This window comes from Comamonas fluminis, assembly GCF_019186805.1.
In the GTDB taxonomy this organism is placed as follows: domain Bacteria; phylum Pseudomonadota; class Gammaproteobacteria; order Burkholderiales; family Burkholderiaceae_C; genus Comamonas; species Comamonas fluminis.
Map to the genome: position 1 here is coordinate 1,930,422 of NZ_CP066783.1, position 11,713 is coordinate 1,942,134.

Below are 11,713 nucleotides of genomic sequence, written 5' to 3' on the forward strand. Positions count from 1 at the left end.
TATTTGAGGAGCAAGCATGTCTGATATAGCCATCATCACCTGTTCGATTACGGGTGTTCTGACGGACCCGGCGCAGCACCATGTGCCCGTTACGCCAGAGCAGCTGGCGCAGGAAGCGCGCCGAGCCTATGACGCAGGGGCATCTGTCGTGCATGTGCATTTCCGCAAGCAGGAAGAGGGCAAAGGCCATCTGCCCAGCTGGGAGCCCGCTGTTGCCAAAGCCTGCGTGGACGCCATGCGTGCAGCCTGCCCGGACATCATCATCAACCAGACGACGGGCGTGGTTGGCCCCAGCTATCAGGGGCCGCTGGACTGTCTGCGTGCCACGCGGCCCGAGATGGCCGCCTGCAATGCCGGGTCGCTCAATTACCTGAAGGTGCGCAGCAACGGGCAGTGGGCCTGGCCTCCCATGTTGTTCGACAACCAGCCCGCCAAGGTGCAGGACTTTCTGGACGTGATGGCAGAGACAAACACGCTACCCGAGTTCGAGTGCTTTGATGTGGGCATCGTGCGCTGCGTGGGCATGTATGTGGAAACCGGCATGTACAAGGGCTTGCCGGAATACAACTTTGTGATGGGCGTGGAGTCCGGCATGCCCGCTGACCCTGATCTGCTGCCCATCTTGCTCAAGCTCAAGATCAAGGATGCGCCCTGGCAGACCACGCTGATCGGGCGCAGCGAGATCTGGCCCACGCATCTGCGCACGGCAGAGCTGGGCGGCCATCTGCGCAGTGGTCTGGAAGACACGTTCTATCTGCCAGATGGCAGCAAGGTCACGTCGAATGCGCCGCTGATAGAGCAACTGGCCCGCTACGCCTGCGATGTGGGGCGTGAGGTGGCAACGCCACAGGAAGCGCGGCAGTTGCTGCATCTGGCGGCTTGAGCGAGGAGCAGTTCATGAACGTGCAATTTGACTTCACAGGCCGCCATGTGATGGTGTTTGGCGGCACCACGGGTATCAATCTGGGCATTGCGCAGAGCTATGACAAAGCCGGTGCCAGGGTTTCGGTGGCCAGCCGCAAGCAGGCCAATGTGGATGCGGCACTGGAAAGCCTCGGGCCCGGTGCGATGGGCGTGGTGGCGGATGTGCGTGATGAGCAGGCCGTGGCTGCGGCGCTGGCGCAGGCAGTGCAGCGGCATGGGCCGATTGATGTGCTGGTCTCGGGCGCTGCGGGCAATTTTCTGGCGCCCGCCGATCAGATGTCTTTCAACGCGTTCAAGGTGGTGGTGGATATTGATTTGCTGGGCAGTTTTCATGTGGCAAGACAAGGTTTGCCGCATTTGCGCGAGGGAAATTCCAGCCTGATTTTCATTACAGCCCCGCAATCCACCGTCCCCATGACCTACCAGGCCCATGTGTGTGCGGCCAAGGCGGGTGTCGATCATCTGGCGCGGGTGCTGGCGCTGGAGTGGGGAAGCCGTGGTGTGCGGGTGAATGCTATATCGCCCGGCCCGATTGCGGGGACGGAGGGCATGCGGCGTCTGGCACCTCAGGGGGAGGAAGGTGATGCACTGGTGCGCAAGATGGTGCCCCTGGGGCGTATGGGCAGCACGGACGATATTGCGCAGCTGGCGCTGTTTTTAGGTAGCGATGCGGCCAGCTATATCTCTGGCACGGTCATCGCCTGTGATGGTGGTGCTCAGGGGCAGCTATCGCCCATGATTACTGCCGCAGCAGCCTCGGCAGCGGCTGGTATGGCGGAAAAAAGGGCGTAGAGATAACAGCAAAAAATCAAAAAAGCGAGATGGGTTGCGAATCACACTATCAAGGAGACACACCATGATTGAGATGAATCTGTCGAGGCAGGCGCGGCGCATCCGGCGCATTGCGCTGGGCGATTTTCTGTACCGCAGTGCGCGCAAATTTGGAGAACGCACGGCGCTGGTGGATGGCGATCAGCGCATCAGCTATGCCGATCTGGATGCACGAAGCTCGCGTTTTGCGCACTATCTGCTGTCAATGCTGGGTACGGGCAAGCAGGTGGGCATGCTGTGTGCCAACTCCATCGATATGGTGGTGGCGTGCAACGGCATTCATAAGGCGGGGCAGGTGTGGGTGCCTGTCAATATCAAGCAGGATGCGACTGCGATTGGCTACATCCTGCAGCATGCAGAGGTTTCGGCAGTCGTGGTGGACCATGAAATGCTTGGTCTGCCGGGGCTGCCAGAGCTGCTGCAGAAACTGCAGCTGCCGCTGATCATGACGAGGGCGCAGGCGCCGGTTGCTTCGGCTGTTTCACTGGCCGATGCGGAGCAGGGCCAGCCAGACTCTTTGCCGGATGTGGACATTGATGACAATCAGGCCGCTTTGCTGATGTACACCAGCGGCACCACGGGCAACCCCAAGGGTGTGGTGCATTCCCATCTCTCGGTCTATACCGCTGTCAAAGGCAATATTGACGAGATGCACTATTGCGAGACGGATGTGCTCAGTGGCTGGTTGCCGCTGTTTCACTGCGCCCAGCATTCCCTGACCCAGACTGCACTGGCAACCGGGGCCTGCACAGTGCTGACGCGAGCCTTTGTGCCTGCGGAAGTCGCTGCGCTGGTGCTGCGGGAAGGGGTGACGATTTTTGTGGGCCTGCCCTTGATGTACGCAGCGGTGCTGGCCGATCCGGGCTTTGCGCCGACGACAGTGCGCCAGTGCATTTATGCGATGGCGCCCATTCCCAAGCCATTGATTGCGCAGATTGCCCAGCGCATGTCACGCAACCTTTCACTGGCCACGGGGCAGACGGAAATTTACCCGGCCACCATGACGTTCTATCCGCTGCTGCATCCTGAGTGTGACGCGAATTTCTGGGGCCGTTCGCTGACCACCTGCGAGACAGCCGTGATGGACGATGAAGGCAATCTTTTGGGCCCAGGTCAGCTCGGTGAAATCGTGCATCGCGGCCCGAATGCGATGCTGGGATATTTCAAGGACCCCAAAGCGACCGAGGAAGCCCAGAAATATGGCTGGCACCATACCGGCGACCTGGGCATGTGGGATGCGCAGTGGCGCATGGAATTCATCGACCGCAAGAAGGACATGATCAAGACCGGCGGCGAGAACGTGGCCAGCGTCAAGGTGGAGGCGGTGGTGTTGGCCCATCCCGAGGTGGCGGCTGCGGCTGTATTTGGTTTGCCCCATCCGCACTGGAGCGAGGCCGTGTGTGCCTTTGTGGTGCGCAAGCCGGGTGCAGCGGTGGATGCCGAGTCGGTGCTGGCCCATTGCCGCCAGCATCTGGGGGGCTTTGAAGTGCCCAAACTTGTGCATTTTGTGGATGCGTTTCCGGCAACGGCTACCGGCAAGGTTCAGAAAAACGTGATGCGCCGCCAGTTCGAGCAGATTGCCAAAGAGCTTTGGGGCGGCTAAAGTAGTAATAGCTCTCTCTCATGAAAAACGGGTCGGCTGCAGATGCAGAGCGGCCCGTTTCTTTGCCTTGGGAATAGGTCAATTCACAGTTTCAGGGGCCCAGACAAAGATGGGGTTGCCCTTTTCGGCAATGATCTTGTTGCGTGCTTCAAGCAGCGGATAAAGCGTTTCAGGCTGGGGCACGATCCAGTAGTCACCACGGTCAATCGCTGCAAAAACCAGGCCCGCAAATTGATCGCTGCTCAGGCCGTTTTCATCAAGCATATGGGTCATCAAGCCATGAAACTGGGCAGATGCTTCGGATGGCGCTTCTCTGAAGATAGCAGTCTTGACGGGGCCGGGGGCCAGCAAGGAAACCTGAATCAGCGGGTTCAGCGTTGCCAGTTCATTGGCCAGGCTTTCAGTCAGCGCAACGACGGCGAACTTGGTGGCAGAGTAGGGAGCCATCAAGGGACTGGGCAGGAAGCCACCCACGGAGGCCGTGTTGATGATGCGGGCCGGGCGATCGGCTTTGAGCAGGCGCGGCACAAAGGCGCGCAGGCCGTTGACGATGCCGTTCACATTGACCTGCCAGGCTTGTTGCCATTTGGCGTCGCTGATCTCCCAGCTATTGCCGGTGGTCAGAACCCCTGCGTTGTTGAACAGCAGATCAACCTGACCAAAGGCGGCGTAGGCCTTGTCAGCCAGCGCATCGAGTGACGCCTGGCTGGTGACATCGGTCACGACGGCCAGGGCCTGCTCGCCCAGCTCGGCTGCGACTTTTTCCAACCCAGCTTGATCGCGGTCAGCCAGCACGACTTTCATTCCCCGGGCAACCGCCTGTTTGGCCAGACCCGCGCCAATACCGCTTGCAGCCCCAGTGATGACAGCAACTTTCATGATTTCCTCATTGCGTTAAATACCGTTTTATTAAAGCATTGATTCGATATTTGATATTTTCATGAATTCCCGCTTGACAGAATATTGATGCATTCGCAGTGCTGGATAAATCATTAAATACAAACCCTTGTTGACATAAAAATTCAAGGGGCACAGTGTGTTCAAATCAATTAATGGTTTTCCCCAGAGCCTGCGAGTGCAAGTCGATTTTGTAAAGAGGAAAATTCACAGTGATTTGTGCCCAGTAAAGTCGAAGAATACAAACCTCTCTTAATCGTTGATTGCATATTTCGAGGTTTGAATGAATCAAATAATGAGCGGCTTGCAGGGCAAAGTGATTTTGATTACGGGCGGTGCTTCGGGAATTGGCCTGGCCAGTGCCACGGTTGCGGCGGCCAGCGGCGCCAGGGTGATCTGTGCAGACCTGTCGCAGACCCATGATCTGCCTGCAGGCTGCGAATTTCGCAAGCTGGATGTGAGCGACTGGGAGATGACGCAGGCGCTGGTTGAAGATGTGATTTCGCGCCATGGGCAGATTGATGGGCTGGTAACTTCTGCCGGTATCTCGCGTGTCGGCGATCTGCAGACAATGACATTGCAGGAGTGGGATCAGGTGCTGCAGATCAACCTGACAGGCACCATGCTCAGTGCCCGCGCCGTGGCTGCACACCTGAAAGAGCGCAAGCAGGGCTCCATCGTGGCCGTTGCCAGCATCAATGGCATGCTGGGCAACCCCAGCAATCTGGCATATTGCACGTCCAAAGGCGGGGTTCTGCAGATGGTGCGCAGCCTGGCCGCTGACTTTGGTCTGCATGGGGTGCGTGTGAACTCCATCAGCCCCGGGCTGATTCATACCCCGATGACAGCAGGGCTGGATCAAAGCCCCGCCTATGCAGGCTTTGTCAAACAGCATTTGCTGCGCCGTGCTGGTGAAGCCCATGAAGTGGGTAATACCGTGGCTTTCCTTCTGTCTGATATGGCGTCTTTCGTGACGGGCGTCAATATTCCGGTCGATGGCGGATTTTCTGCGGCCAAAGTTATTGAAATGTATTGAGGTAAATAATCATGAAATATGATGTGATTGTCATTGGCTGCGGTATGTCCGGTATTCTGGCTGGTATTCATCTGAAAAATAGCGGCAAGAAATTCATTATTCTGGAGAAGGCCAAAACGCTGGGTGGAACCTGGCGAGATAATACCTACCCCGGTTTGACTTGCGATGTGCCTTCGCACGCCTATACCTATTCCTTTGAGCCTAACCCTGAGTGGTCGCGTGTGTTGCCGCCGGGTGCAGAGATTCAGCAGTACTTCCAGATGGTCTATGACAAATATGGCATTGCTGAATACGCGCAGTTCAATACCGAAATTACGAATGCGCAGTGGGAAGGCGATGCCTGGACGCTGCAGGACCAGCATGGCAAGCGCTATGAAGGACGCGTGGTAGTGGCCGCGACCGGTGTGCTGCATCACCCCAACTATCCGCAGATTCAGGGGCTGGAAGATTTTGAAGGTGATGTGATTCACAGCGCCCGCTGGGATCACTCCGTGCCGCTGGAGGGCAAAAAGATTGCGGTGATTGGCACGGGCTCTACGGGCGTGCAGATTGTTTCCGCCCTGGCGGAGCGCAGCAAGGTCAGGCATTTCCAGCGCACTGCGCAGTGGATTTTCCCGGTCGAGAATCCTGCATTCAGCGAAGAGCAGCGCGCTGAGTTTCGCAGCAACCGGGATTTGCTCGTATATCTGCAGCGTGAGCCCACGTATCTGGCCAATGTGGAGCGATTCACCCAGGGCGTGCTGGACCCGGATTCCGAGCAGATTCAGGAAATTCAAAAGCTGTGCCAGGAAAATCTGGATAACAGCGTTGCCGATCCGGCGCTGCGCAAGAAACTGCAGCCCAATTACCGTGCGGGCTGCAAGCGCCTGATTTACTCGCCCGACTACTACAAGGCGATTCAGCAGCCGCATTCCGAGCTGGTGACCGAGGGTATCGAAAAGCTTGAAAAAACGGGCATTCGCACCAGCGATGGCGTGCTGCATGAAGTGGACATCGTGGTGCTGGCCACGGGCTTCAAGGCCGACCGCTATGTGCGCCCCATGAATGTGACGGGGCTTCAGGGGCAAACACTGGAGCAGGCCTGGAGTAATGTGCCCACCGCCTATAAGTCCATCTCGGTGCCGGACTTCCCGAACTTCTATTTCATGAACGGCCCCACATCGCCGGTGGGCAACTTCTCGCTGATCGATACATCCGAGATGCAGTGGGGCTATATCTGGCAACTGATAGAGCGGGTCAGCGATGGCAGCATTGCTGGGCTGTCTGCAAAGTCCGAAGCACTGGCGAACTACGATCAGGAGCGCCTGCAGGCGGCCAAGGGCTCGGTCTTTGGCTCGGGTTGCAATAGCTGGTATCTGGACAAGAACGGCGTGCCCAATACCTGGCCGTGGTCACAGTCGCGTTTCCGTGAAGAGATGTCCCAGCCCGTCTGGCAGGACTACACCCATCATCAGACAGAAGTCGTCGCTGCCTGAGGGCGCCCATCGCTTTCAAGTTCCATGCCCATGGCGCAAGTCTTGGGCAATGTCTATCTCTCTTAAGGAATGAAGATGCAGATTCACCCCGAACTCGCCGCCATGCTGGAAGCGTTCAAGGACGCTCCCCCCATGGACTTTGTCAACATGCCTGTGCCCGAGATTCGCGAACTCATGGCGCAGATGCCGTTTCCGCCAGCAGACTTGCCCATGCATGAGGTGCGAGAGCTCAGCATGACGGGCGGCGCAGGCCAGCCCATGAAGGCCAGGCTCTATCGCCCGGATGATGTGCCTGTGGCTCCGGTGATGGTGTTCTTCCACGGTGGTGGCTGGTGCATTGGAACGCTGGACAGCCACGACAGTCTGTGCCGCCATCTGGCCCGCCTGCTCTCCATGAATGTGGTGTCTGTCGATTACCGTCTGGCGCCCGAGCATGTCTTTCCTGCCGCGCAGGATGATGCCTATGCGGCAACCCGCTGGGTGGCCGATCATGCGGCTCAGTTGCATTGCGATGCCTCACAGCTCGTGGTGGCGGGCGACAGCGCGGGCGGTAATCTCGCCATTGTCAGCTGCCTGCGTGCCAAGGAAGACGGCTGGGAGGGCATTCAAAAGCAGTTGCTGTTCTACCCTGTGTGCGATGCGCGCATGGATTCGCAGTCATACGCCATGTTTGGCCAGATTCCCATGCTGACCAGCGAAGCCATGGCGGCCATGTGGCGCCACTACCACCCGGGCAGCCCTGTCAATGCGCTGGCATCGGTGGCGCAATATGAGGATCTCACGGGCTTGCCGCCAGCGGTGATGGTGACGGCGGAGCTTGATATCTTGCGCGATGAGGGCGAGGCATTTGCCCAGCGCATGCAGCAGGCTGGTGTGCCGGTGCAAAGCATTCGCGCGCAAGGAATGATTCATGGCTTTGCAAGCTTCAGCACGCTGGTCAAAGCGGTTGCCCAGTCTCTGGAACAGGCTTGCCAGTTGCTGGAAAAGCTGCCTGCCGGGAGGGCGGTTTCAGTCGCTCAATAAGGGACTGTGTTTACGCACAGTCATGTGTGTAAGCTGCTGCAATTCTTATCCCCGCATCATGTGGACGCTCTTGTGGAAAACTGCGGTTTGAACTGCTGAAACCCGCGCCAGATGGTGCTTTCCACGGATTGCCTAAAAAATGGACGATCCGCCTGAAAATAGTGATTCAAGGGTTTTTACTAGGGGTCTGAGACAAAAAATTCGACAGCAAAAAAGCCCGCAACCAGGTCTGGTTTGCGGGCTTTTTTGTGTGCCTGAGGCTGCCTGAAGGGATGGCCGATAGCGCTTACGCCACAGGCTTGGGAGCTGGGCGCGTGCGGTAGAACTGCATGGGGTGTTCCTGCATTTCCTTGGCATGCTGGTTCATCACCGACTTCTTCATCTTGCCCACCACATGCATCTCGCAGGGCTTGCAGTCAAAGCGCAGCGTGAGCTTTTCCTTGCCGTTGATGAGCTGCAGCGGCTCGGCCTTGATGGTGCCCTTGACGCCAATCACCCCCTTGGCCTGCTTGGGGCACAGGCTCATGGAAAAGCGCACGCAGTGCTTGGTGATCATCAGGCTGACTTCGCCTTCTTCTTCCTTGCTTTCGTAGGCCGCGTCAATCACCTTCACACCGTGCTTCACGTAGAAGTCATGGGCCTTCTGGTTGAACACATTGGCCAGATAGCTGAGCGTGTCTTCGGGGAAGGGAACGGGAGGCTCTACCGGCACGGCGCGGGGCAGGCGCACAAAGCCGGCTTCACGTGCAGCTTCCAGAGCGGCCACCGCCTCGCGGCGCAGCTGGTTCAGAGCCGACGCGGGCACAAACCAGGGCTGCGACAGGTTTAGCGCAATATCGTGCACTTCAAAGACCGTAGCGCCAAAGCGGCCCAGTTGCTCGCGCAGCGTGGCCTCGGCCTTGGCTGCATCGGTGGCGGTCTGGTGTTCATGGGCAATCTCGGCGGCGCCCACAAAGCCATCGTCATCGGTCAGCTGCAGCGCAAAGCCGTTCGCTGTTTCCTTGAACTCGGCCCACAGGCCGATGCGGCGCTCGCTGGATTTTTTCTCCAGCGTACGCACCCATTCCATATCGCGGTTGCGATTGATCTCCAGGCCTTTGCGCAGGTCCTTGAAGGTGGCAATTTCGTTCTTGGGGAACACGCGCCAGATGCCTTTTTTGGCATGCATGCATTCGGCGCGGTTGATGTGCACTCCGACCAGTTCTTTTTGCAGGTCGTAGTAGCACAGGCCATCGCCGTTGTGCAGTTCGGTGGCCTTGTCGCTGGCTTCGATCTCGAACCACTTGTCACCCACTTGCGTGACCCAGCCAATGGCGCGGCCGGGGGTCTTGGGTGTGTCAAAGGCGCCGATATCATCCTGGCGGCCGTTGACAAAGTAGTCGGTGAACTCGCGGTTGAAGTTCTGGTCAGGATCGGGCTCGAAGGTGAACGTGGTGCGGCCCGAAGACGAGCGCGCCAGCGGGGCTTCGGAGAATTCGCGCTCTTCGATGATTTCGTCCAGCAGCTTGCGATAGTGGGCCGTGATGTTCTTCACATAACCCATGTCCTTGTAGCGGCCCTCGATCTTGAAGCTGCGCACGCCGGCGTCAATCAGGGCGCGCAGGTTGTCGCTCTGGTTGTTGTCCTTCATGGACAGCACATGCTTTTCGTGCGCAATGATGCGGCCGCTGGCGTCTGTCACCTCATAGGGCAGGCGGCAGGCCTGGTTGCAGTCGCCACGGTTGGCGCTGCGGCCCGTGTGGGCGTGGCTGATAAAGCACTGGCCCGAATAGGCCACACACAGTGCACCGTGCACAAAGAATTCGATGGTGGTGCGGGCGGGGTCGGTGGCAGCGCGCACGGCGGCGATCTGCTTGAGATCCAGTTCGCGGGCAATCACGATCTGCGACAGACCTGCATCCTGCAGAAAACGCGCTTTCTCGGGTGTGCGGATGTCGGTCTGGGTGGATGCATGCAGCTGGATGGGCGGCATATCCAGCTCCAGCAGGCCCATGTCCTGAATGATCAGCGCATCGGCTCCGGCGTTGTAGATCTGCCATGCCATCTGGCGTGCGCCTTCCAGTTCATCGTCGCGCAAGATGGTGTTGAGCGTGATGAAGATCCGGCTGCCAAAGCGATGGGCATGCTTGATGAGCCGCTCCAGATCGCGGATGTCATTGCCCGCGGTTGCGCGTGCACCAAAGGCGGGGCCGCCGATATAGACGGCGTCCGCTCCGTGGTTGATGGCTTCAATACCGATATCGGCATCACGCGCCGGGGACAGGAGTTCGAGCTGGTGGGGCAGGAGAGACATAGGGGCAGGATTATCTCAGCCCGGCCCGGTTTCGGCACGGCGATGGGTAATCGTTGATCGATAACTGCTTGTATCTCAAAGAACTGCAGGCCAATTTCTGCGTTGCCGAAAGAGAGTGCTTGCTTCGTTGGCTTGTCAATGTCCTCGTGGGCTAAAGGTGCGCGGAAATACCACCGGCCCGCTGCGGTCGGCCAGCCGGTAGCCCATGGCCGGGCGGTTGGACATGCCTTCCACATGCCCAGCCTCGAGCAGAAAGTTTGCGGCCAGCATGCGGGTGCGAAAGCCGCTTTTATCCACGGTGCGGCCCAGCACGGTTTCGTACACCTGCTGCAACTGGGGCAGGGTGAATGGCTCGCTGAGCAGAAAGGCGGGCAGCGAGGTGTATTCAACCTTGCTGCGCAGCCGCTCCACCGCCGTGGCCAGAATTTCGGAGTGGTCAAACGCCAGGCGGGGGTCTGCCAGCAGTTCATCGACATCGAACCAGGCCACATCGGCAGCGTTGGCGCCCTTGGTCAGCGCAATATCGGCCCCGGCAATCAGCGCAAAGTACACATGCGTAGCTGACCAGCCTCGTGGGTCGCGCGCGGCGCTGCCCCAGCTGCCTAGCTGCTCCAGATAAGGGCTGTCCACGGCAGTTTTCTCACGCAGCTTGCGTGCGGCGCAGGCCTGCAGATCGGCATCCAGCTCCACATTCACAAAACCGCCCGGCAAGGCCCAGAGGCTGGGGAAAGGGTCGTCAGGGTGTGCAGGCCGCTGCACCAGCAACACTTTGAGCGACTGCTCAAGAATCGTGAAGATCACCACATCCACCGTCGTGTAGGGGCGGGCAAAGTCCGGGGCCGGTTTGGTGTGACGATGCGTAACGCTCATGAGATACGGCTTGACGGTTTGAATATTGGGTTGTATTGTACAACTTATGTAAGTTGCTTAGTACAACTTATAAGTGTGAATAGATAGAAGAAAAAATAGGAAAAACGATGAAACTCCATAGTGCTCCCTACCTGCAGCAGGCGCACAGCTGGCCCAGCTCCGGGCAACATATCCTGGCCCAGTACGATGAAACGTCGGTGGTGGTCTATCAGGCTTACCGCGCGGCGATTGGCGAGTATGCGATTCGCCATGGTCGCTTGGATGGCCCGGACTTCAGCTTGCAGCGCATGAGTTGGATCAAGCCCAATTTCCTCTGGATGATGTACCGCTCCGGCTGGGGCCAGAAAGAAGGGCAGGAAGTGGTGCTCGGCCTGCGCATTTCACGCCAGTTTTTTGATGCAGTGTTGCATGCGGCGGTGCCCTCAAGCTGGGATCCTCAGCGCTATCCATCTCAGGCGGAATGGCAGGCAGCGGTGGCGCAGTCTGAGGTACGGCTGCAGTGGGATCCCGATCACACGCCAAGCGGCCTCAAACATCCCCGCAGGGCTGTGCAGCTGGGCTTGCGTGGGGCGACGCTTGCGGCCTTTGCCGGGGAGCAATTGCTGGAGGTAATTGATATGCGGGATTTTGTGGCCGCGCAAAGGCGCATGGCCTTTGACGACAGCGCGCAGTTGCAAACGCCTGTAGAGCACGTCTATGTGCCAGCGGCGCCTAGCATCGCCTGAGCCCGGCCATTCGAAGAAATAACAATAAAGGAATCA

At 58.5% G+C, this 11,713-nt stretch carries 10 protein-coding genes; 7 read left to right on the forward strand and 3 right to left on the reverse strand.

Annotated features, from left to right (window positions below):
• The first annotated feature begins 16 nt into the window (after positions 1 to 16).
• The 3 genes from JDW18_RS09245 (at position 17) to JDW18_RS09255 (ending at position 3,358) form a co-directional block, all read left to right on the forward strand.
• Complete coding sequence (locus JDW18_RS09245) at positions 17 to 883, forward strand: beta-keto acid cleavage family enzyme (RefSeq protein ID WP_218243328.1); 867 nt, start codon at positions 17 to 19, stop codon at positions 881 to 883.
• Between the two features lie 14 nt (positions 884 to 897).
• A complete protein-coding gene (locus JDW18_RS09250; protein WP_218243329.1) occupies positions 898 to 1,716 on the forward strand; it encodes an SDR family oxidoreductase in 819 nt (272 codons plus the stop codon).
• A 64-nt stretch (positions 1,717 to 1,780) separates the two neighbouring features.
• On the forward strand, positions 1,781 to 3,358 hold the full coding sequence (locus tag JDW18_RS09255; protein WP_218243330.1) for a class I adenylate-forming enzyme family protein: 1,578 nt from the start codon (positions 1,781 to 1,783) through the stop codon (positions 3,356 to 3,358).
• A 78-nt stretch (positions 3,359 to 3,436) separates the two neighbouring features.
• On the opposite strand, the gene JDW18_RS09260 is transcribed toward JDW18_RS09255, so the two are convergent.
• A complete protein-coding gene (locus tag JDW18_RS09260; protein ID WP_218243331.1) occupies positions 3,437 to 4,237 on the reverse strand; it encodes an SDR family oxidoreductase in 801 nt (266 codons plus the stop codon).
• A 301-nt stretch (positions 4,238 to 4,538) separates the two neighbouring features.
• On the opposite strand from JDW18_RS09260, the gene JDW18_RS09265 reads away from it, so the two are divergent.
• From JDW18_RS09265 to JDW18_RS09275, 3 genes are all read left to right on the forward strand, one after another.
• Positions 4,539 to 5,291, forward strand: coding sequence for an SDR family NAD(P)-dependent oxidoreductase (locus JDW18_RS09265; protein ID WP_218243332.1), 753 nt, complete (start codon positions 4,539 to 4,541; stop codon positions 5,289 to 5,291).
• An 11-nt stretch (positions 5,292 to 5,302) separates the two neighbouring features.
• Positions 5,303 to 6,766: a flavin-containing monooxygenase gene (locus JDW18_RS09270; RefSeq protein WP_218243333.1), complete on the forward strand. Its 1,464-nt coding sequence runs from the start codon at positions 5,303 to 5,305 to the stop codon at positions 6,764 to 6,766.
• A gap of 75 nt (positions 6,767 to 6,841) precedes the next feature.
• Positions 6,842 to 7,789, forward strand: coding sequence for an alpha/beta hydrolase (locus tag JDW18_RS09275; RefSeq protein WP_218243334.1), 948 nt, complete (start codon positions 6,842 to 6,844; stop codon positions 7,787 to 7,789).
• 286 nt (positions 7,790 to 8,075) lie between these two features.
• On the opposite strand, the gene JDW18_RS09280 is transcribed toward JDW18_RS09275, so the two are convergent.
• Positions 8,076 to 10,082, reverse strand: a complete 2,007-nt coding sequence (locus JDW18_RS09280) for a peptidase U32 family protein (protein ID WP_218243335.1) — start codon at positions 10,080 to 10,082, stop codon at positions 8,076 to 8,078.
• A gap of 135 nt (positions 10,083 to 10,217) precedes the next feature.
• Positions 10,218 to 10,952, reverse strand: a complete 735-nt coding sequence (locus JDW18_RS09285) for an NUDIX hydrolase (RefSeq protein WP_218243336.1) — start codon at positions 10,950 to 10,952, stop codon at positions 10,218 to 10,220.
• A gap of 107 nt (positions 10,953 to 11,059) precedes the next feature.
• On the opposite strand from JDW18_RS09285, the gene JDW18_RS09290 reads away from it, so the two are divergent.
• Positions 11,060 to 11,677, forward strand: coding sequence for a DUF4291 domain-containing protein (locus JDW18_RS09290; protein ID WP_218243337.1), 618 nt, complete (start codon positions 11,060 to 11,062; stop codon positions 11,675 to 11,677).
• The last annotated feature ends 36 nt before the right edge of the window (positions 11,678 to 11,713 follow it).